This window comes from Aeromicrobium sp. Root344, assembly GCF_001425755.1.
GTDB lineage: Bacteria > Actinomycetota > Actinomycetes > Propionibacteriales > Nocardioidaceae > Aeromicrobium.
On record NZ_LMDH01000001.1, the window covers coordinates 1,916,657 to 1,937,746 of the forward strand.

Below are 21,090 nucleotides of genomic sequence, written 5' to 3' on the forward strand. Positions count from 1 at the left end.
CATGGAGCGCTACGTCCTGACACTGCGGTGCGACGATCAGCCCGGCATCATCCGATCGGTCACCGAAGGGGTGTCGGCGATCGGTGGGAACATCGTCGAGAGCGCCCAGTTCTCTGACCTCGAGACGTCGCAATTCTGTCTCCGCATGACGATCGACACGTCGCTCGAACCGGGTGAGACGGTGCGCGACACGATTGCGACCAGGGTGGCGCCACTGGACCCGATGATCTCCGTGCGGCCGGTGAGCAAGCGACGTCGTGTGTTGATCATGGTCTCGAAGTTCGACCACTGCCTGAACGATCTCCTCTACAGGTGGAGAACGGGTGAGCTGCTCGTCGACATACCCGCGGTTGTCTCGAACCACGAGGAGCTGCGATTGGAGGTCGAGGCTCATGGCATTCCGTTCATCCATGTGCCCGTCACCCGCGACACCAAGGTCGAGGCCGAGGCATCGATCCTTCGCCTCGTCGCGGACCTGGACGTTGATCTGGTGGTGCTGGCTCGCTACATGCAGATCTTGAGCGACGATCTCTGTCGCGCTCTTGCCGGGCGATGCATCAACATCCACCACTCCTTCTTGCCCGGTTTCAAGGGCGCGAAGCCCTACCACCAGGCGCACGAGCGCGGCGTCAAGCTCATCGGGGCAACAGCGCACTTCGTCACGGCGGACCTTGACGAAGGACCCATCATCGAGCAGGACGTCGTACGTGTGGGGCATCAGGAACCGGTCGAGGAGTTCGTCAGACGCGGTCGCGATGTGGAGCGCGTCGTCCTCTCGCGGGCAGTCCGCAACTTCTCTGAGGATCGCATCTTGCTGTTGGGACAGCGAACGGTCGTCTTCGCATGAGTGCTCAGATCCTGGACGGCAAGACGACAGCGGCCGCGATCAAGCAGGAGATGTCCAGCCGTGTAGCGGCGTTGAGGCGCCGCGGCGTGGTCCCGGGTCTTGGGACTGTCCTGGTTGGTGACGACCCAGGAAGTCACGCCTACGTGAACGGGAAGCACCGGGACTGCGGCGAGGTGGGCATCGAGTCGATCCGCGTCGACCTGCCTGCCGCGGCTACCGAACGCGATGTCCTCAGGGCTGTCGACCAGCTGAACTCTGATCCTGCTTGCACCGGCTACATCGTCCAGCTGCCCCTCCCGAGCGGGCTGGACGCTCACGCCGTCTTGGAGCGGATGGATCCGCGCAAGGACGCCGACGGCCTGCATCCGCTCAATCTCGGCCGTCTCGTCCTCGGAGCGCCCGGTCCATTGCCGTGCACGCCACGAGGGATCGTCGAGCTGTTGCGCCGACACGAGGTGCCTATCGAGGGTGCCCAGGTCTGTGTCGTCGGTCGCGGCGTCACGGTGGGCCGGCCATTGGGACTGCTGCTGTCCAGACGGCAGGAGAACGCAACCGTGGTGCTGACCCACACCGGCACGCGAGACGTGGCGGCGTTGACGAGGTCGTCCGACATCGTGGTGGCGGCAGCGGGTGTGCCGGGAATGCTCACGGCGGACATGGTCCGGCCGGGAGCGACCGTCGTCGATGTCGCGATCACGCGGACGGACGCGGGATTGGTAGGGGATGTGCATCACTCCGTCCGTGACGTCGCCGCGTGGATCGCACCGATGCCCGGCGGCGTCGGTCCGATGACCCGCGCGATGTTGCTTCTGAACGTTGTGGAGCAGGCCGAGCGCGAGGCCGCTGAGAAATCCATTGACACAACTATCCAATTGGATTAATCTCCTTCCATTCGGCACCGAATGAATTGCGTCACACTCTGTTGCTCACCGCCATCATTGGAGATCGCATGACCGCCTCGACCCAGCCATCCAGCTCCGCCTCACCTGGGGGCGCCAAGAAATCACACCGCCTTCGGCCAGAGGCACTGGGAGTGATGGGCATCTTGTTCTTCGTGCTGTCCGCGCAGGCGCCGCTGACCGGCATCGCCGGCGCCTCGCCACTCACCGTGGCACTTGGCAACGGGGCAGGTGCGCCGGGCGCCTACCTTCTCGTGGGAATCATGATCACCATCTTCGCGGTCGGATTCATCGCCATGAGTCGCCACGTGAAGGATGCCGGCGCCTTCTACGCCTACATCGGCGAGGGACTTGGTCGCCCGATGGGGACCGGCGCGGCAGTCCTGGCCCTGTGGTCGTACAGCACAGTCCAGGCGGCGATGTACGGGCTCTATGGGGTCACCGTGAGCTTGCTCTTCGATGAGTACACCAGCATTTCGGTGGACTGGTGGGTTGCCGCAGTCGTCACCATGGTGGCCGTGATGGCGCTCGGTGCCCTCCACATCGAGATCGGCGCGAAATTCCTCGCCGTTCTCGTGGCCGCCGAAATGGCGATCCTCCTGGCGTTCGCCCTGTCAGTGTTCTTCAGCGGCGGCGGTCCTGAGGGCATGGGCCTGACCGACAGCTTCTCGCCGTCCGCGGTTCTTTATGGCGCGCCGGGCGTGGCCATCATGTTCGCCGTCGCGTCGATGTTCGGCTTCGAGTCGACAGCCATCTACGCCGAGGAGGCCAAGGACCCCGAGCGCACGGTGGCACGGGCGACGTACGTGTCCGTGGCCGTGATCGCGATCTTCTTCGCGTTCGTGACGTGGATGCTCGTGTCCTACTACGGCGCCTCGGGTGTGCAAGGTGCTGCCGGCAAGGCGCTCGAGTCCGGAGACGCGACGACGTTCCTGTTCGCGCCCGTGGGTGACAAGTTGGGCGCGTGGACGAGTGATGTCCTTGGCTTCCTCCTGGCCAGCTCCTTGCTTGCTGGCATCCTCGCGTTCCACAACGCTCTGAACCGCTATCTGTACTCGTTGGCTCACCACGGGTCAGTGCCCTTGGGACTGAGCACGGTCAACCGTCACGGGGCTCCTCACGTCGCCGGCCGTGTCCAGACCGCAGTCGCCGCGGCCCTCGTCCTTCCCTTTGCGATCTTGTCCAAGGATCCTGTCCTGACGCTCTTCTCCTGGTTCAGCGGCGTGGCGGTTCTGGCGCTGCTCGGGCTGTACGTTCTGACCTCGATCTCGGTGATCGTCTACTTCAGGCGTACCGGAGTCGATCGCCGCGCTTGGCCGACGCTGGTCGCGCCGGCAGTCACGGTCGTCCTGGTGACCGGAGCGCTGATCCTTGTGCTGCTCAACTTCAAGACCCTCATCGGTGGCTCCGGCACGACGGCAGCGTGGTTGATCGCGACCGCGCCGGCGGCGTTCATCATCGGGGTCGCGATGAGTCGGGGCGGTCGTCGCCCGGTCGGCGAGCCGGCCCTCGAGTCCGACCTGCCCGATTGAACTTCCTAGCGCCTGAGGAGATGGCATGACCACCGAACTGACCTGGACCACACGGGACGCTACAACGCTGACGGACCCCTACCCGGCGTACCAGCAGCTCCGTCACGAAGCGCCGTGGTTCGATCACCCCGACGGGTACACGGTGGTGAGTCGGCACGCCGACGTCATGGCACTGCTCGCGGACAAGGCAATCGGATACGAGGATGACCCCGTCGCAGGGGTCGAGAGCCGAACAGGCGCTGGAGCGTTCGCGAGCAACATCGGTTCTTGGTTGCTGTCCATGAACGACCCTCGTCATGCGGCGCTGCGACGCCTGATCGGACCGGCGTTCATGCCGCGAAAGGTCGAGCTTCTCAGGGAACGCACCAAGACGATCGTGTCCGAAGCGTTCGACGCCTTGGAGAGCGCGGGGAAGGGGGAGGGGCTCCAGGACCTTGCCTTCGAGGTTCCCTCCCGCGTGATCTGTCAGCTGATGGGGATCTCGGCCGAGGAGCGCCCTCGCTTGGCGGCGTTGACCGCGGACGTGGCGGCCGTCCTGTTCGAGGCCACGCCAACCCCGGAGATGGTGGCTGCCGCCAATGCCGCGGTCGCCGAGATCGACACCTTCTTCGAGGCTCAGGTCGAGGCGAGACGGGCCCGACCGGGGGATGATCTCATCAGCACGATGGTGCAGGTCGCGGACGGCTCTGACGACGTCACGGAGTACGAGTTGCTGGCGAACGTCCATTTCATGTACGGGGCGGGGTATGAGGAGACTCATTGCTTCATCGCCAGTGGGATCTTCCATCTGCTGACCAATCCCGACCTCGTCACCAGGCTTCGTACGGACGACGATGGTGGGGCAGCGGTCCAGCAGGAGCTGCTCCGCTACGACACCCCGTTGCAGTCGACCCTCCGAACAGTCAGGGAGGCGTGCGAAGTCAACGGGCATGCACTTGCAGCGGGCCAGTCCCTGCAGCTGCTGCTGGGCTCTGCCAACCGGGACGAGCTGGCATTCCCCGACCCCGACCGCCTCATCGTTGATCGTCCGGCCGAGCCCCGCATCGCCAGCTTTGGCGGCGGCAACCACCATTGCGCGGGACACCCGTTGGCCCGCATGGTCAGCATGGAGGTGTTCCAGGAGCTGGTGCGACGCCCGATTCACCTCGGAGTCCCGGCCGAGGCGATCGCCTGGCGGCCCGGGAATGTCTACCGGTGCCTGCAGTCGCTTCCGCTTTCGACCACCAGATGAATGATCATGTTCCTGCGCTGCGCAAACCGGTGAGGATCTCGCGGAGACGCTCGAGCGCCCGCTCCGCGCGGCCTTCGTCCAGGCCGTGGGTCAGCTGGTCGAACACGAGCCCGTCCAGGGCCGCGAACACCAGGTCGGTCAGGGCGGTGTCGTCGCCGAGGCCAAGTGCGATGAGCTCACGGCGCGTCGCTTCGCGATAGCTGCTGTAGACCTTTTCCGTCAGGTGAGAGAGGGCCGGCGTCCGGCGCGCTTCAAGCATCAGCTCGTACTGGAATGCCTGGGTGTCTGGCTCCTTCGTCACCGCGGCGGCCAGACCGGCCGAGAAGTCAGCCATCTCGCCTGTACCGGGCTCCAAGGCCCCTGATTCCATGCTGGTCAGGACCGAGTGCTCGAGCGCGGCCTCGATCAGCGCGTCACGGGTTCCGAAATGGTGCCGCACCAGGCCGTGGGTCATGCCTGCCTCTGCTGCGACAGCGCGGAACGTGAGGTTGCGCAGGCCACGGTTCGCCACGACGTGGACCGCCGCTCGTAGCAGCGCTTCGCGCCCTTCACCGTAGGCCGGACGTGCCTTGGGCCTGTCTTCGTTCTCGGTCTTGAGCTCGGGCACGGTGACTCCTATCCTCATGGACAGCCTAACGGGGGTGTCATCGGCGTGTACGCCGGTGGTCATCCAGATTGTGCGGTAGCGAATGACTATGCTGACGACATGACACCAACCTCAGCCGAGATGAAGCGTCTTGGAAGTCAGGTCGAGGACCGAACCGGCAGAACGATGTCAGAGATGCTCGCCGAGAAACAGGTGGCCGGTCTCGGCGTCGACATCCAGGCCATGACTCTCGTCTCGAACCTCTATCGCGTCGCGGCCCGCATGCGGAACCACTTCGAACAGGGGATCCTGCGCGAGACAGGCCTGACGTGGACGGGCTTCGTCACGCTGTGGGTGCTGTGGATCTGGGGCGAGATGCAAACTCGCCACCTCGCTGATGAGGTCAACGTCAACAGGAGCACCCTCAGCGGAGTCCTCAGCACGCTGGAGAACAAGGGACTCCTTGTGCGACGACCGCATGAGACTGAGGGCCGTCTTGTGCTTGTCGAGCTCACCGACAGCGGGCGCGACCTGATCTCAACCCTCTACCTCGAGTTCAACGCGGAGGAATCGTTCATTGTCTCCCGCCTGTCCAGTCGCCAACAGCAGCAGCTGACCGACGCGCTTCGCGTCATTCATGGACTCCTCGAGGACGAAGGTGAAGAGCGACGCGCGGGCAAGCAGCTCAAACCCGAGACATCCTGAACTCGGCGGCCGCCGCGACCAGCGCTGCGAACAGGTTCGCCTGCGGAACATCCGCTGCGGCCGTGTCCTCCGGGTGCCACTGGACGCCGAGGAACCATCCACCTGAGTCGACGGACTCGACCGCCTCGATGACGCCTCCGCTGGTTCGGGCCGAGACGACCAAGCCCTCGCCGAGCTGCGCGATCGATTGGTGGTGATAGCAGCTGATCGTCACGATGCTGTTCCCGGTCACACTGCGAAGGCGGGTGTTCGTGCTCAACGAGAGCTCTGACACGACGTGTCGGTGATGATCCTTCATGTCCTGCTCCAAGGTGCCGCCGAGCGACACGTTCACGACCTGGAGCCCCCGACAGATCGCTAGCAGCGGCACGTGGTCGGCCCATGCCCAGCGAGCGATGGCGAAGTCGAAGGCATCCTGCACCTCGTCGACGTCATACAGCGCCTCATGGTGCTCGGCGCCGTAGTGGCTGGCCGCGACATCCCCTCCACCGGGCAGGAGCACTCCGTCGGCGAAGCGCATCCGGTGGGCGATTTCCGACCCGTCGTCAGACGGTCGCGCTGGATGGACGAGCAAGGGCTCGCCGCCCGCCTCATACACCGCTTCGAGCAGGGCGGCGGCACCAACCTCGGCGGCATAGCGCAGAGCTGATGCGGAGCTCGAGAACCGGCTCGGGATCGCGATCAGCGGCCGGGTGGTCACAACGCTATCCAAGTGGTCTTCAGCTCGGTGTACTTGTCGAGGGCATGCGCTGACTTGTCCCGGCCGTTTCCGCTCTGCTTGTATCCGCCGAACGGGACGGTCATGTCGCCTTCCTCGTAGCAGTTGACCCAGACTGTCCCAGCCCGGAGGCGTCGGGCGACTCGGTGGGCAGTGCTGACATTCCTGGTCCAGATCGACGCGCCCAGCCCGTAGTCGGAGTCGTTTGCGAGTCGGACCGCCTGCTCGACGTCGGACGCGACCAGGACGGACAGCACCGGACCGAAGATCTCCTCGCGTGCCACAGCGGACTGTGGGTCGACATTGGTGAGCACAGTCGGTGCATAGTAGGCGCCTGCGCCGGTGGGCGTGACACGACAGCCGCCGGTGGCTATCGCGACGCCTTCGACAGCTGCCTGCTCGACGTAGCGCTCGACCGATCTGAGGCGTTGCTCGTTGACGAGCGGACCCATCGTGGTGCCCGGCACCAGTGGATCTCCGACCACGTTCTTGGCGGCACGGTCGACGATTGCCGCCGTGAGATCAGCCGCGACGGCGGCGTGGACGATCAGTCGCGACGGCGCAGTGCACATCTGACCGCTGTTGAAGAAGATGTTCCCCGCGATCACGTCGGCAGCCGCTTCGAGGTCAGCATCGGGCAGCACGACGCTCGGGGACTTGCCGCCCAGCTCCAGCCACACGTTCTTGAGGTTGGAGTCGGCTGAGTACCGCAAGAATTCCCGACCCACGTTGGTCGATCCAGTGAAGGCGAGCACGTCGACATCAGGATGGGAGCCAAGTGCCCGACCGGCGGTTGGACCGTTGCCGGTGACGACGTTGAGGACGCCGTCCGGTAGTCCCGCTTGCCGAGCCAGCTCAGCGATGCGCAACATCGACAGCGGCGACAGCTCGGACGGCTTGACGACGACCGAATTTCCTGCGGCGAGTGCTGGGGCGATCTTCCACGCGGCAAGAGTCATGGGGAAGTTCCACGGAGTGACGACGCCGACAACGCCCACCGGCTCCCGTGTGATGAGTGCCAACGCACCCTCACCCGTGTCGGGTGTCTCGCCGTTCATCTTGTCGGCGAACTCCGCGTACCAGCGATAGCACGCCACGGTGGTCTTCATCTCGATGTCGCGGGCGATCTCCACCGGCTTGCCCATCTCGAGGGCGATGAGAAGCGCCAGCTCATCGCGATGCGCCTCGACCAGGTCGGAGAACGTTTGCAGGACGCGCTTGCGTTGCTGTGGGGGCATTCGCGACCAGGTGCCCGCGTCGAACGCCGTCCGGGCTGCTTCGACGGCGTGGTCGACGTCCGCCGTGCCGGCGTCCGGCACCGTCGCCACGATGTGCCGGTCGCGTGGGGAGAAGACCGCCGTCGCCGTGCCACTGGCTGCGTCGACGTCTTGCCCGTTGATGATCATGCGCTCCGGGACGCGGATCGTGGCGGCGCGCCCGATCCAGTCAACTGCGGACTCGGTGGTGGTCGTCATGGCGGCTCCCTGACTCGTGGGGTCGGACTGGGGCGGAAGGGGGGTTGACGAGAACTATCCATCCGCATAGGTTGCTCGATATGGACAATACCGTTCGGAACCGAACGAGGGAAGAGGTCTCGTCGTGAGTCGTTTGCACGGTTTCTACGGTCCGCGTACTGCGACCGGCAAGGCGTCACTTCTCCCGGCCCCGCCATGGCACTACTCGGGCGACCTGTTGACGATCGAGTTCCGGGTCGATCCGGATCGCGTGGCCGAGCTGCTGCCCGAGCCGCTGGCCCTCGCAGACGAGGACCCGGGCGCCGTGGCGTTCATCTGGGCTGACTGGCAGTCCTGCGCGACCGATCGCGCTGAGCTGGCCGACCCGGTCCGCGGGCAGTACAAGGAAGCGTTCGTCGTCGTGAGATGCCAGTTCGAGGGGCGCACGTACAGCCGTTGCGTCTACATCTGGGTCGACACCGATTTCGCGATCGCTCGCGGCGCCTATCAGGGCTACCCGAAGAAGCTGGGCTCGATCCATCAGACGCGTCCACATCCGTTCGGTCCGGCGCCGCGCATCGCTGCGGGAGGCGCCTTCGGCGCGTCGCTTGCCGCGTCAGACCGCCGACTCGCGGAGGCCAGGATCACGTTGACGCGCGAGACCGAGACGAACGGCTTCGTGAACGGGCACAAGATGGCGCACGATCGCTGGGTCACGGACATCGCCGACCCGACCGCGTTCTCCTTGGACGAGATCATCAGCACCGGCGCCAAGGAATTCGAAGCGGGACCAGCATGGGCGGCAGACGTCGACCATTTCGAGCTCTTCGCGTCCCCCACGGAGGAGCTCGATCGGCTCGCGCCGCGAGAGATCATCGGCGGGTACTACCGTCAGGTCGGCGTCGTCTGGGACGGTGGCGAGCTGATCCACACCCGTTCCACGAACGGGGCGCCCGCATGAGTACCCAGGCAACAGTGGCTGGTGTCCAGGTCGACCTTCGGCACTGGATCGGCGGCGAACGTGTGGCGTCCGCCGAGACGTTCGAGGATGTCTCTCCGATCGATGAGACCGTCCTTGCGCACGTGCACAGCGGTGGACCCGGCGAGATCGATCGCGCGGTGACTGCCGCTCGATCGGCGTTCGCCGCCTGGGCCTCGATGCCGATCGGTGAGCGGGCAGCGATCCTGCATCGCGTTGCCGACGGCATCGACGCCCGCGCCGAGGACCTCGCGCAGGTCGAGACCGCTGACAACGGCGCCCTCCTGAGGTCGCACCGGCGAGGCGTCATGCCGCGGGTGGCCATGAACTTCCGGCACTTCGCCGACCATCTCCAGACGCTCGGCCGTCCGGACGGCAGCATCCGCGGACACCGGCAGCGCGTCACGTACGATCCGGCCGGAGTCGTCGCGATCATCACACCGTGGAACGCTCCGCTGATGCTCGCCACTTGGCGCATCGGCCCCGCCCTTGCCGCGGGCAACACGGTGGTGCTGAAGCCCCCGGAGTGGGCGCCGCTCACGGCATCCCTCTTCGCGGACATTGCTCATGAAGCGGGGCTGCCGGCTGGCGTGCTCAACGTCGTGCAGGGGACAGGCGTCGAGGCGGGCGCGCCTCTGACTGCGCACCCGGACATCAACCGGCTGGCGTTCACCGGCTCGGTGCCCACCGCTGGCGTCATCTCGCGAGCTGCGGCAGCCAACATCGTCCCGTTGTCGTACGAGCTGGGTGGCAAGTCGCCTCTGGTGGTGTTCGCCGACGCAGACTTCGACCTTGCCGTCGGTCTGGCTGTCGAGCAGTTCGACAACTCCGGGCAGGTGTGTCTGGGTGCGTTCCGGATCCTCGTGGAGGAAACCATCGCGTACTCCTTTGTCGAGGAGGTGACGCGCCGTACCCGCGACATCGTCCAGGGTGATCCTCGCGACGAGAAGACTGACATGAGCTGTCTCATCACGCGATCGCACTTCGAGAAGGTTGACGGTTTCGTCAGTCGAGCCCTGGAGGCCGGCGCAAAGGCGTTGGTCGGCGGTGGACCCAATGCAGAGCTCGGTGGTCTGTACTACCAGCCGACGGTGCTGGTCGATGCCGAACCGGGCAGCGAGATCCTGACCGAAGAAGTGTTCGGGCCGGTCCTGACGATCCAGACGTTCCGCACCGAGGAGCAGGCCATCAGCATGGCCAACGACACCCGTTTCGGCCTGGCCGCGACACTCGTGACCGGGGATCCCGTCAGGGCTGAACGAGTCAGTTCCGCCCTCGTCGCCGGCACCGTGTGGGTCAACTGCTTCTTCGTACGCGATCTCGGTGCGCCGTTCGGCGGCTCAGGACGGTCCGGGATCGGCCGAGAAGGCGGCGACTGGTCGTTCGAGTTCTATTCCGACATCAAGAACACCGTGTTCTCACCCGAGGGCTGGCGCACGGACACATCGACCACGGGAGAACATCATGGGTGACATCGTCGGCGCCGGTCTGCTGGCGCACGTACCGACCATCGTCCTGCCTGGGGCAACACGACGCGAGCTCAACCACGGGCAGGACTCGACGCTCGTCTCGGGGCTCGAGGAGCTTCGTGCCGAGGTCTTCGACGTGCTCGACTACGACACTGTCGTGGTCCTCGACTCGCACTGGGCGACGACAGTCGAGTTCGTCGTCACAGCGCAGAACAGGCGGGCCGGACTCTTCACGTCCGAGGAGCTGCCGCGCGGCATGTGCCGGCGGCCGTACGACTTCGCAGGCGATCCAGAGCTCGCCCATGCGATCGCGGCTAGGGGTGCTGAGCACGGCACGTGGATCACGGCGATCGACGACGACCACCTGCCGATCTTCTACGCGACGACGAATCTCTGGGAGTTCCTGGGACAGGGGCTGCCCGACAAGCGATGGGTCTCGATCGGGGTCTGCCAGACCGCGGACACCGAGGACAATCTCCGACTGGGCCGAGCCTTGGGCGACGCGATTCGTGCGTCAGACCGACGTGTGCTCCTGATCGCTTCCGGAGCGATGTCGCACACGTTCTGGCCGCTGCGCGAGCTCCGCCAGCACGAGTCCGCCGGCGTCGACCACATCTTCACCCCAGAAGCCGCAGAAGCCGACCGCGTACGACTGGAGTGGCTCGCGGCAGGTGACCACCGGCAGGTGCTCGACACGATGCCGGAGTTCTACCGCTTCCGGCCCGAGGCGCGCTTCGGGCACTACCTGATGATGCTCGGCGCCCTCGGCGAAGGTGACTGCACTGCGCCTTCTCGCATGTATGGCGAGTACGAGAACTCGATCGGCACGGGCCAGGTCCACCTGTGGTTCGACCGGCCTGCCGCGGGATTTCCGGCCCCTCGCCGCACTGACCTGACCGAGGCCGATGCCCGCTACTTCCCACTGACTGCAGGAGATCCCGCATGACCGAGTTCAGAAGAATCCTTCTCGACGGCAACGTCGTCCAGACCGTACGAGCGGGGGAGGAGCTTCGAGCTCCCGATGGTCGAACCGTCGCCATCGAGGAGGCAACCCACCTGCCCCCCGTCGTGCCTTCCAAGATCGTCGCTGTCCATCTCAACTACGAGAGCAGGGTCGCCGAGTTTGGGATCGGGCTGCCGGACGCACCGACCTACTTCCACAAGCCGACCTCGGCGCTCAACGCCCATGACGGTGCCGTCGTGCGTCCCGAGCGATGCAAGTGGTTGAACTTCGAGGGCGAGATCGCCATCGTCATCGGCAAGACGGCGCGCAACGTGAGCCCGGACGAGGCGGGGGACCACATCGCGGGCTACACGATCGCCAACGACTACGGGTTGCACGACTTCCGGGACACCGACGCTGGATCGATGCTGCGCGTCAAGGGCTCCGACACCCTGTGCCCGCTTGGCCCCGGCCTCATCGATGACTGGGACTTCCACGACAAGCGCATTCGGACGTTGGTCAACGGGGAGGTCAAGCAGGACGGCAACACGTCCGAGATGAAGTGGGACATGAACTACCTGGTGGCCGACATCGCGCGGACCATCACGCTGTTCCCAGGCGACGTGCTCCTCTCGGGGACGCCGGCAACGTCGCGAACGGTGTACCCGGGGGACATCGTCGAGGTCGAGGTCGAAGGGCTGGGCACCTTGCGGAACCACATCGTCTCCGGTCCTGTTCCGGTCCGTGAGGACTGCGGGGCCCAGCCAACCGAAAGTGAAGAAGTGCTTTCGACTGCACTGGGCGGCGATTGGGAGCACCGCGGCCAACGTGCGCCGCAGCGCTGAGAAGCGACAGGTCTTGGAGGCCCGCAGATGACGACTGACACGATGACCGTGGTCCGAGAAGTGGAGCTTGAGCTCGAGGTCGAACAGGCTCATGCAGCAGCCGATGGCGTGCTCGCATTGACGCTCGTCGATCCGTCGGGATCCGCGCTGCCGCGTTGGACGCCGGGCGCCCACGTCGACCTGATGCTCGAGTCCGGGCTCACGCGCCAGTACTCGCTCTGCGGTGACCCCAGGGACTCCCATCGATGGCGAGTAGCGGTGCTCCGTTCCGACGATGGCAGAGGTGGATCCCGATCGATCCACGAGAGCCTGAAATCGGGCTCGCGCCTCAAGGTCCGCGGACCGCGCAACCATTTCCCGCTCGTGCGTGCATCGTCATACCGGTTCATCGCGGGGGGTATTGGTATCACGCCATTGCTGCCGATGATCAGGGAGGTGCAAGCGGCCGGAGACGAGTGGTCGCTGACCTACTGCGGACGCAGCATCGCCTCCATGGCGTTCGTCGACGAGCTCCTCGAATTCGGCGACAAGGTACGCATCGCGCCCAGCGACCAAGTGGGACGGATCGACCTTGCCGAAGCCGTCGGGGACGACGACGGCTCGTTGATCTACTGCTGCGGTCCAGAAGGGTTGCTGGAGGCCGTCGAATCAGTGGTCAGCACTCGTCCGGATCGCTCGAGCTCGTTGAAGGTCGAACGGTTCGCGGCCAAGGCCGCGGTCGACGACGACGGTCCAGAGGATGCGTTCGAGGTCGTCCTGCAGCGATCTGGAAAGAAGCTCACGGTCGAGCCCGGCCAGTCCGTGTTCGACGTGGTGCAGGAGGCCGGCGTGAGCGTGCTCGGGTCTTGCTTCGAGGGCGTCTGCGGTACGTGCGAGACCGGCGTGATCAGCGGCGACGTGGACCATCGCGACTCGATCCTGTCCGACGAGGAGCGGGAGTCGAACGAGTACATGTTGATCTGCGTCTCCCGCTGCACCTCCGGCCGGCTCACCCTCGACCTCTGACAGACGGGACTCTTCACCATGATTCGCTCAGCAGAACGTGCGCGGCGTGACCGCCTCGACCAATTTCCACTCAACTGTTGGTATGTCGCTGCAGCAGCGGAGGCAGTGACCCGGACTCCCATCCGCCGCCGGATAGCTGACATGCCGATCGTGCTCTACAGGGCCGAGAGCGGAGTTGCTGTCGCGTTGATCGACAAGTGCGCACATCGCGGATACCCGCTGAGTCGCGGACATGTCGACGGCGACAACATCGTCGATGGTTACCACGGGTTCACGTACGGTCCTGATGGTCGCTGCATCCGCGTCCCGTCACAGTCGCACGTGCCATTCGGCGCCGAAGTCCGCGCCTTTCCGGTCGTCGAGCTCAACGGTTTCGTGTGGCTGTGGCCGGGATCTGCCAACGCGTCGGACGGACGTACTCCACCGGAGCTCCCGTGGCTGGAGGATCCGAGCTGGAGAACCGTCGCGGGCGAGGATGAGGTCGAGGCGAACTTTCTTCTGCTGCACGAGAACTTCGCCGACATCACGCATGTGCCCGTTGTAGCCCCCGACATTGCGCCCGCCGTCCTGCTCGACTCACCGCCGCCTCTCGAGGTCAAGCTCAACGAAACGACCGTGACGCACGTCAGGTCCTTCCCACGGTCACCGCTGGCCCCGTGGCACGCCGGCCTCCTGGGCGTGTCGCCCGAGGAGCAGCACGTTCAGACCGAGGAAGGCTCGTTCGTCGGACCAGGTCTCTGGATCGACAGCTTCGACGTCCGCGTCGCTGACTCGGAATCTGTCCCGGCCGGGCTCTATCACCTACGTTTCGTCCAGGCGGTCACTCCTCGCGCCGTGGGAAGCACCGGATTGATCTGGCGGCTGAGTCGCAATTTCGCGGTCAACGACACGCGGGTGAGCCAACAGCTCGAGGCGACATTCCGGAGCTATTACACCCGCGTCAAGGACGTCCTGGAGATCCTGCAGTCCAGCAACGACCGCGACCCCCTCGAGCGTGAGGTTCATGTCAGTGCTGACGCGGCCGCCCTCGAGGTGCGTCGGATCATCCGCGCGATGCTGATCGAGCAGGGCGAGACACCTCTGGGGTCGATCGCGACGAGGACTCGCGCACGTGTGAGTCGCGATGACTAACCGAGAAACTTTACAAATGGCAAGTTTGTCGCGTACCGTTCATTCACACCCACGTCAGGAGCAGCCCGTGCAGCACGACCTGGAGGGTCTCGCCGCAGCAGAGCAGCGACTTCGAGATCAAGACATCGACGTGGTTCGACTCGGCTACTCCGACTTCATCGGCTCGGAGCGCGGCCGGGATGTGCTGACCAGCCGTCTGGCGCGAACCGCCGCGGGCGGGGTGGCGTTCTGCCGCTCGGTGTACGGTACGACCCCCCGCGGGGACGTGGTCGATTTCGAGGGCGGACTGGCCGACGGGCTGCCTGACGTCGTTGCTCGACCGGACTTGGCGACCCTGATCGCCATGCCTTGGGAGCCCGGCGTCGCACACTGCATCGTCGACGTCTTCAATCCGGACGGGACGCCATCACAGGAGAGCCCTCGCAACGTCCTGCGGCGCGTGGTGGAGAAGTTCGCCGAGCTTGACTTGTCACCCGTTCTCGGACCAGAGCTCGAGTTCTTCGTGCTGGATGCTGATCCGTCCACGCCGACCGGATGGTCACGATACGGCGAAGCCACCGGAAACGTATATGTCTCCGGGCGCAAGGGCGATCCCGACAACTTTCTCCTGGACACACTCAGGCAGCTCGATGGCTATGGTCTCGAGGTGGTGGCCGGCAACCACGAGTTCTCGAGTGGACAGTTCGAGATCAACCTCTGGCACTCGACCGCGCTGGACGCAGCGGATCGGGCGTTCCGGTTCAAGGCGGCGATCAAGGAGCTGGCGCGCCGCGCCGGGAAGAGCGTCACCTTCATGGCCAAGCCGTTCAACGACGAGGGTGGCTCCGGATTCCACCTGCACTTCTCGGCGCTCACCGATGACGGCGCCGCCGCGTTCGACGATCCCCTTGGCGCTCATGGCCTGTCCGACACGGGACGAAGCGCGATCGCCGGCGTCCTGCAGCACGCCCCAGCCATCGCGGCACTGTGCAACCCGACCATCAACTCTTACAAGCGATTCGGACCCGACACCCTTGCGCCATGGCTGATCGACTGGGGGCTGGACAACCGGAGCGCGATGGTCCGGATCCCGCCCGAGCGGGGGATGGCGTCCAGGCTCGAGCTCCGCCTCGGCGACGCGACAGCCAACCCCTATCTTGCGATCGCGGCGACGCTGGCTGCCGCATATCTGGGGATCAAGTCGAAGGCGGAACTCGGGAGTCCTCTTGAGGGCTACGGCTACGACGAGACCAAGGCTCCGAGGCTTCCGTCATCGCTCGGTGCGTCCCTGGACGCACTGGAGGCGGACCAGGAACTGACGGAGATCTTGGGGCTCACGTTCGTGAACTCCTTCGTCGCCTACAAACGCAACGAGCTCGAAAGGTTCTCCCGCTGGGTGACCGACTGGGAATCGCGCGAGTACGCCTACCACCTCTGAACACCTTCCGATGCGGAGCAAGCATGACAACACAGCACACCCTCCCGGGAATCGATCTCACTGATCTCAGCTTGTTCGAGCGCAATGAGGCTTGGACCGCGTTCGAAACCCTCCGGGCCGAGGCGCCGGTGCACTGGAATGCTGAGGCGCTGCCCAACTCCGGGTTCTGGTCGGTGACGCGGCACGCCGACATCAAGGCGGTCGACAGCGATCCGGAGACCTTCACATCGACGAAGTACGTGAACCTCGAGGAGGTCGACGACGAGGACTACGTCGCCCTGCGTCGCTCCATGCTCGAGAGCGACGGCACGCGCCACATGGCGCTGCGCAAGTTGCTGCTGCGTGACTTCGGTGGTCGCATGCTCGGGCGCTACGAGGAATTTCTCCGGGACCTGACACGCCAAACCGTCGAAGAGGCGCTGGCCCAGGACGAGTTCGACTTCGTCGAGAAGATCAGCGCTGACTTCCCGATCCAGGTTCTCGCCCGTCTGCTCGAGGTGCCCGAGACCGACACGGATCAGCTCATCGAATGGGGCAACCGGATCATCGGCAACACCGATCCCGACTATGCCGACGTTCTCCTCGGCAGCAGCGACAGCGAGACCTACAAGCATCTGCCGTTCAGGTCTCCGGCCTCGCTGGAGGTGTTCGAGTACGGCCGAAAGCTCGCGGCTGAACGGCGCGGGGGTGACGGCGACGACCTCGTCAGCAAGCTCGTCAACCGGGTGCCCGAAGACGGTGAGCCGCTGACCGCGACCGAGTTCGACAACTACTTTCTCCTTCTCGTCGTCGCCGGGAACGAGACGACCCGGCACGCCATCAGTCACGCGATGCTGGCCCTGATCAACAACCCTGAGCAACTGGCATACCTGCGCGACAACCCTGAGGCCATGGCTGTCGGGGTTGAGGAGCTGATCCGCTGGGCGTCACCGGTCTATCACTTCCGAAGGACTGCGACCCGCGATGTCGAGCTGGGCGGTGCACAGATCAAGAAGGGCGACAAGGTCGTCATGTGGTTCGCTTCCGGCAACCGCGACGAGACCGTGTTCGACGCCGCCGACCAGCTGGACGTCAGGCGCTACCCCAATGACCACGTCACGTTCGGCAAGGGCGGCCCGCACTTCTGCTTGGGCAGCAACCTCGCCCGCATGGAGATCCGCATCCTGTTCGAGACCCTCCTGCCGCGTATCGAGTCGATCAAGGTGAACGGCGACGTCACCCGGGTGCGCAGCAACTTCGTGAACGGGATCAAGAAGTTTCCTGTCTCGGTAGTCTCGCGACCGGCACCTTGATCTGATGAAGCACTTGCTTCTCATCGGGCACGACTACCTTTCGGCGGGGCCGATCGAGGAGCGCTTCATTGCGCGCGGCTACCACGTCGATCGCGTCCAGGTGGTTCCGCCGGGCCGTACCGACAATCCCGGCGTGGACTTCGACTTCCCGGACCCGCGTGACTACGACGCCATCCTCGTGCTGGGTGCCCGGTGGAGCGTCTACAGCGACCAGGTCGCGTCGTGGGTGAAGCCCGAGCTCGAGCTTTTGCAGACCGCAGACGAGTCCGGAGTGCCCGTCTTCGGGATCTGCTTCGGCGGGCAGATGCTCGCCCAAGCGCATGGCGGCGACGTCGTCGCATCGCCGGCCCCGGAGATCGGCCCGCACGTCGTGTTGGGAGTGCCAGCAGTGACCGGGGTCTGGACGCAATGGCACCACGACCGGTTCGTGCCGCCGGCGGAGGCGACAGTCGTCGGCGTCAACGCCGCTGCCCCGCAGGCGTTCGTGCTCCGCCGCAACCTCGCATTGCAGTTCCACCCGGAGGTCGACGCCGACAGCGTACGCGCCTGGATTGAGGACGGAGGCGCGCAGGACGCCCGGGACAGCGGGCTCGACCCCGACGTGCTGCTGGATCATATTGCTTCCCTGGACGAGGAGATCCGAGTCCGGGCGGCCGCGCTCGTCAACTACTTCCTCGACGATGTCGCGGCTACGTGATGGCTCGGCCGTCGGTGCAGCGGCACTGAACGGGCTGAGAAGGTGCACCCCCGGTGGACCCCCACGGTGATATCAGCGACTCCGCGACCACGAATGCACTCGAGATAACGGGCAGAAACTCAGTCCGGAGTCACCAGCGGTGAGGAGACTTGTCCATGTGGCACCGCCCGGTTTGGCCACTCGCGGCGTCCCGGTGGCCTTAAGGAGTACGCAACTACTCCGAGGAGCACACGATGACCGAGAATTTCAATCGCGCCAGTGACGAGGGAGAAGCCGTCATGCTGACGCTCGACGAAGCTGCTGCGCTGGTGCGCACTCCCGTCGCGACTCTCCGTTACTGGCGCCACATGGGAACCGGGCCGCGGAGCTTCCGCGTGGGCCGTGCCGTTCGCTACTGGCGGGCTGACGTGATCGCGTGGCTGCACGAGCAGACCATCCACAGCGGCGTCGGAACTCATTGATGCTGTCGGGGCACCCCCCGAGACTGGGACGAGGAGGCAGTCATGGCCAGCATTGAGAAGCGCACGGCAAGCGGCAAGAGCGTTTGGCGAGCCCACTACCGAACACCCGCCGGGAAACAGCGCAACAAGACCTTCCAACGCAAGGTCGATGCCGAACGGTTCTTGACCAGTGTGGAGAGCTCGAAGAACACCGGCTCGTATGTCGACCCGGCGCTTTCGCGGATCACTGTGGGGGAGTGGGCGAAGCTCTGGCTCGCGGGCCAGACACAGCTCAAGCCGACGACCCAGGAGCGATATGAGGGTGTCGTGCGCAAGCACATCAATCCAGCGTGGAGCAACGTCAAGTTGTCCGCCGTGTTGCACTCCGAGGTCCAGGTATGGGTCACCGAGCTGACAAGGACTCAATCGCCGGCGTCGGTTCGCAAGATCCACCGCGTGCTCTCACTCATGCTCGACATGGCCGTCAGGGACGGGCGGCTCGTTCGGAACGTCGCCACTCAGGTCAACCTCCCGCGACCGGTCAAGCACGAGCGGCGCTACCTGACCCATGCGCAGGTCGATGCCCTGGCCCAGGCGTGCGGCTACCCGGCCGAGGTCAGCAAGCATCGAGCTCACGACGAGCGCACGAATGAGATGTATCGCCTCGTCGTCCTGTTCCTGGCCTACACGGGTGTCCGCTTCGGGGAGATGGCGGCGCTGCGCGTGCGGCGTATCGATCTGGAGAAGCGTCGTGCCGTGATCGCCGAGTCGGTCACGCCGGTGCAGGGCCTCGGCATGGTGTGGGGTACCACCAAGACGCATCAACGACGTGAGGTGCCTATTCCGCGTTTCCTCGTCGATGATCTTGCCCAACATCTCGAAGGCAGGGAGCCGGACGATCTCGTGTTCGCAGGCATCCGCAGCGGCAACCCACTGCGGGTATCGGGCTTCCGGAAAGTGTTCAGGCCAGCTGCGGAGTCGATCGGCATTCCTGATCTCTATCCGCACGAGCTGCGGCACACGGCAGCTTCCCTCGCGATCGCGTCCGGTGCAGACGTCAAGGTGGTGCAGCAGATGCTCGGTCACGGGTCGGCGACGATGACCCTCGACACGTATGGCCACCTGTTTGAGAACCGCCTCGATGAGGTCGCCGACGCGATGGACGCGGCTCGCCATCTGGAGCGCGGTTCGACACCTGCGTTGCCCGCGGAACGTGCTGTTGCCAAAGTGTTGCCAATTGGGCAATCAGATGAGCGGCTGTCCAGGTTGCTGGAGCGCATCGCTGCAGGTCAGATGCCGTTTGAGACTGGCACCCCCAACGGGATTCGAACCCGTGCTACCGCCGTGAAAGGGCGGCGTCCTAGGCCGCTAGACGATGGGGGCCGGAAAGCCCGTTCAGCATAGTGGGTGAGGGATGTGCCGCCCAAACCGCATCAGGCAGGATGGAAGCATGATCGAGGTCAGCGAGGACCGCTTCGCCGAGCTCGTCGAGGCCGCGTTCGACGCGGTGCCGGCCGAGCTCGCGGCCCTGCTCGACAACGTCGTGCTGTTCATCGAGGACGACGCCCCTGCCGACGACCCGACGCTGCTGGGCTTCTACGACGGCATACCGCTGACCGAGCGCGACACCTCCTACGGTGGGGTCATGCCCGACCGCATCCACGTCTACCGCAACCCGACGCTCGCGATCTGCGACACCGAGGAGGACGTCGTCGAGGAGGTCGGCATCACCGTCGTCCACGAGATCGCCCACCACTTCGGCATCGAGGACGACCGACTCCACGAGCTGGGCTATGCCTGAGATCCGCCGCGCCGACGACCGTTTCCGCACTGACGGCGACGGCGTGACGACGTGGCACAGCTTCTCGTACGGCCAGCACTACGACCCTGACAACGTCGGCTTCGGCCCACTCATCGCGATCAACACCGAACGCATCGACGCCGGCCGGGGCTACGAGCTGCACCACCACGCAGACGTCGAGATCGTGACCTGGGTGCTCGAGGGCGCGCTCCAGCACCAGGACGGCACGGGTCACCGTGGCACCATCCAACCGCGCACGGCGCAGCGCTTGAGCGCCGGCACCGGTGTGCAGCACTCCGAGCAGAACGCGTCCGACGACGTGCCCTTGGTGTTCGTGCAGATGATGCTGAGCTCGGACCACGACGCCGAGCCGGAGTACGCGCAGGCCGACGTCGACCCACGTCCGGGCGAGCTGACCCCGACGGTCGACGTGCACACCGGGGCCGAGCTGTTCGTCGTACGCCTGACGGCCGGCCAGTCCGTGACGGTCCCTGCCGCGCGTCGCAGCCTGGTGCACATCACCGAAGGGTCGCTCAGCCTGGGCGACGCGACGCTCGCCGCGGGCGATGAGGCCCGGCTGACGGACGAGGGTGAGTACGATCTGAGGGCGTCCAGCGCCGCAACCGCGCTGATCTGGCAACTGCAGAGGTGACACGGATGACGGTCCTCGTCCTCAACGGCCCCAACCTCGGTCGTCTCGGCGTGCGCGAGCCCGACGTCTACGGCACCGCGACGTACGCCGACCTGGTGGCGCGCTGCGAAGAGGTCGCCAAGGAGTCCGGCGTCGACGTCGACGTCCGCCAGACCGACACCGAGTCCGAGATGATCGGCTGGCTGCACGACGCCGCCGACGCCGGCTCGCCGGTCATCCTCAACGCCGGCGCCTGGACCCACACGTCGGTCGCGGTGCGTGACGCGGCGAGCCAGCTGAGCGCCCCGCTGGTGGAGGTGCACCTCAGCAACGTGCACGCGCGGGAGTCGTTCCGCCACACCTCCTACCTCAGCGACATCGCCGCCGCCGTGGTCGTCGGCATGGGCCTCGAGGGCTATGCCGCTGCCATTCGGTTCCTGGCTGTCTCTTAGGGCGACCTACGACGCG

The 21,090-nt window shown here is 65.4% G+C and carries 21 protein-coding genes, 1 tRNA gene and 1 pseudogene; 19 read left to right on the forward strand and 4 right to left on the reverse strand.

Annotation, left to right across the window (positions count from 1 at the left end; all coding sequences use genetic code 11):
- The first annotated feature begins 1 nt into the window (after window position 1).
- The 4 genes from purU (at window position 2) to ASC61_RS09485 (ending at window position 4,509) form a co-directional block, all read left to right on the forward strand.
- Window positions 2-847 carry a formyltetrahydrofolate deformylase gene (gene purU / locus ASC61_RS09470; protein WP_056211278.1) on the forward strand — a complete coding sequence of 282 codons (846 nt, stop codon included), beginning with the start codon at window positions 2-4 and terminating at the stop codon, window positions 845-847.
- Window positions 844-1,728 (forward strand): bifunctional methylenetetrahydrofolate dehydrogenase/methenyltetrahydrofolate cyclohydrolase, encoded by an 885-nt coding sequence (locus ASC61_RS09475; protein ID WP_056211280.1) that lies wholly within the window; start codon window positions 844-846, stop codon window positions 1,726-1,728. Before purU ends, ASC61_RS09475 begins: the two co-directional genes overlap by 4 nt.
- 155 nt (window positions 1,729-1,883) lie before the next feature.
- Window positions 1,884-3,278 (forward strand): APC family permease, encoded by a 1,395-nt coding sequence (locus tag ASC61_RS09480; protein WP_200935422.1) that lies wholly within the window; start codon window positions 1,884-1,886, stop codon window positions 3,276-3,278.
- Between the two features lie 25 nt (window positions 3,279-3,303).
- Window positions 3,304-4,509, forward strand: a complete 1,206-nt coding sequence (locus ASC61_RS09485; RefSeq protein WP_056211284.1) for a cytochrome P450 — start codon at window positions 3,304-3,306, stop codon at window positions 4,507-4,509.
- Between the two features lie 4 nt (window positions 4,510-4,513).
- Here the strand turns inward: ASC61_RS09485 and ASC61_RS09490 are convergent, their stop codons facing one another.
- Window positions 4,514-5,116 (reverse strand): TetR/AcrR family transcriptional regulator, encoded by a 603-nt coding sequence (locus tag ASC61_RS09490; protein ID WP_235503526.1) that lies wholly within the window; start codon window positions 5,114-5,116, stop codon window positions 4,514-4,516.
- A 99-nt stretch (window positions 5,117-5,215) separates the two neighbouring features.
- Here ASC61_RS09490 and ASC61_RS09495 point away from each other — a divergent pair, with 99 nt between their 5' ends.
- Complete coding sequence (locus tag ASC61_RS09495) at window positions 5,216-5,800, forward strand: MarR family winged helix-turn-helix transcriptional regulator (RefSeq protein ID WP_082530564.1); 585 nt, start codon at window positions 5,216-5,218, stop codon at window positions 5,798-5,800.
- Here the strand turns inward: ASC61_RS09495 and ASC61_RS09500 are convergent.
- Both ASC61_RS09500 and ASC61_RS09505 read right to left on the reverse strand, forming a co-directional pair.
- Complete coding sequence (locus ASC61_RS09500; RefSeq protein ID WP_056211288.1) at window positions 5,781-6,500, reverse strand: gamma-glutamyl-gamma-aminobutyrate hydrolase family protein; 720 nt, start codon at window positions 6,498-6,500, stop codon at window positions 5,781-5,783. The two genes, ASC61_RS09495 and ASC61_RS09500, sit on opposite strands and share 20 nt — an antisense overlap.
- Entirely contained in the window at window positions 6,497-7,993 is a 1,497-nt protein-coding gene (locus tag ASC61_RS09505; protein ID WP_056211290.1) for an aldehyde dehydrogenase, read from the reverse strand. Before ASC61_RS09505 ends, ASC61_RS09500 begins: the two co-directional genes overlap by 4 nt.
- Window positions 7,994-8,117: 124 nt before the next feature.
- Between ASC61_RS09505 and ASC61_RS09510 the strand changes: the two genes are divergently transcribed.
- The 11 genes and pseudogenes from ASC61_RS09510 to ASC61_RS20460 form a co-directional block, all read left to right on the forward strand.
- Window positions 8,118-8,933, forward strand: a complete 816-nt coding sequence (locus tag ASC61_RS09510) for an acetoacetate decarboxylase family protein (RefSeq protein WP_056211292.1) — start codon at window positions 8,118-8,120, stop codon at window positions 8,931-8,933.
- A complete protein-coding gene (locus ASC61_RS09515; protein ID WP_056211294.1) occupies window positions 8,930-10,423 on the forward strand; it encodes an aldehyde dehydrogenase family protein in 1,494 nt (497 codons plus the stop codon). Before ASC61_RS09510 ends, ASC61_RS09515 begins: the two co-directional genes overlap by 4 nt.
- Window positions 10,416-11,366: a catechol 1,2-dioxygenase gene (locus tag ASC61_RS09520; protein ID WP_056211296.1), complete on the forward strand. Its 951-nt coding sequence runs from the start codon at window positions 10,416-10,418 to the stop codon at window positions 11,364-11,366. Before ASC61_RS09515 ends, ASC61_RS09520 begins: the two co-directional genes overlap by 8 nt.
- A complete protein-coding gene (locus tag ASC61_RS09525; protein ID WP_056211297.1) occupies window positions 11,363-12,208 on the forward strand; it encodes a fumarylacetoacetate hydrolase family protein in 846 nt (281 codons plus the stop codon). Before ASC61_RS09520 ends, ASC61_RS09525 begins: the two co-directional genes overlap by 4 nt.
- Before the next feature lie 27 nt (window positions 12,209-12,235).
- Window positions 12,236-13,213 (forward strand): PDR/VanB family oxidoreductase, encoded by a 978-nt coding sequence (locus ASC61_RS09530; RefSeq protein ID WP_200935425.1) that lies wholly within the window; start codon window positions 12,236-12,238, stop codon window positions 13,211-13,213.
- 18 nt (window positions 13,214-13,231) lie between these two features.
- Window positions 13,232-14,344, forward strand: a complete 1,113-nt coding sequence (locus ASC61_RS09535) for an aromatic ring-hydroxylating dioxygenase subunit alpha (RefSeq protein ID WP_082530565.1) — start codon at window positions 13,232-13,234, stop codon at window positions 14,342-14,344.
- Window positions 14,337-15,761: a glutamine synthetase family protein gene (locus ASC61_RS09540; protein ID WP_235503527.1), complete on the forward strand. Its 1,425-nt coding sequence runs from the start codon at window positions 14,337-14,339 to the stop codon at window positions 15,759-15,761. Before ASC61_RS09535 ends, ASC61_RS09540 begins: the two co-directional genes overlap by 8 nt.
- 23 nt (window positions 15,762-15,784) lie before the next feature.
- The gene (locus ASC61_RS09545) at window positions 15,785-17,053 is read left to right on the forward strand and encodes a cytochrome P450 (protein ID WP_056211303.1); all 1,269 of its coding nucleotides are present in this window, start codon (window positions 15,785-15,787) and stop codon (window positions 17,051-17,053) included.
- 4 nt (window positions 17,054-17,057) lie between these two features.
- Entirely contained in the window at window positions 17,058-17,750 is a 693-nt protein-coding gene (locus ASC61_RS09550; protein ID WP_056211305.1) for a type 1 glutamine amidotransferase, read from the forward strand.
- A 233-nt stretch (window positions 17,751-17,983) separates the two neighbouring features.
- A complete protein-coding gene (locus tag ASC61_RS09555) occupies window positions 17,984-18,211 on the forward strand; it encodes a helix-turn-helix transcriptional regulator (RefSeq protein ID WP_056211307.1) in 228 nt (75 codons plus the stop codon).
- Between the two features lie 42 nt (window positions 18,212-18,253).
- Window positions 18,254-19,264, forward strand: a pseudogene (locus ASC61_RS20460) (tyrosine-type recombinase/integrase); the annotation flags it as partial.
- A gap of 233 nt (window positions 19,265-19,497) precedes the next feature.
- On the opposite strand, the gene ASC61_RS09565 reads toward ASC61_RS20460, so the two are convergent.
- Window positions 19,498-19,573 (reverse strand) — tRNA-Glu (locus tag ASC61_RS09565).
- Between the two features lie 67 nt (window positions 19,574-19,640).
- Here ASC61_RS09565 and ASC61_RS09570 point away from each other — a divergent pair.
- From ASC61_RS09570 to aroQ, 3 genes are read left to right on the forward strand one after another with little or no spacing between them, the layout of a single operon-like run.
- On the forward strand, window positions 19,641-19,991 hold the full coding sequence (locus ASC61_RS09570) for a metallopeptidase family protein (RefSeq protein ID WP_056211310.1): 351 nt from the start codon (window positions 19,641-19,643) through the stop codon (window positions 19,989-19,991).
- The gene (locus ASC61_RS09575; protein WP_056211311.1) at window positions 19,984-20,643 is read left to right on the forward strand and encodes a pirin family protein; all 660 of its coding nucleotides are present in this window, start codon (window positions 19,984-19,986) and stop codon (window positions 20,641-20,643) included. The genes ASC61_RS09570 and ASC61_RS09575 overlap by 8 nt, the downstream gene beginning before the upstream one ends.
- Before the next feature lie 5 nt (window positions 20,644-20,648).
- Complete coding sequence (aroQ, locus tag ASC61_RS09580) at window positions 20,649-21,074, forward strand: type II 3-dehydroquinate dehydratase (protein ID WP_056211313.1); 426 nt, start codon at window positions 20,649-20,651, stop codon at window positions 21,072-21,074.
- The last annotated feature ends 16 nt before the right edge of the window (window positions 21,075-21,090 follow it).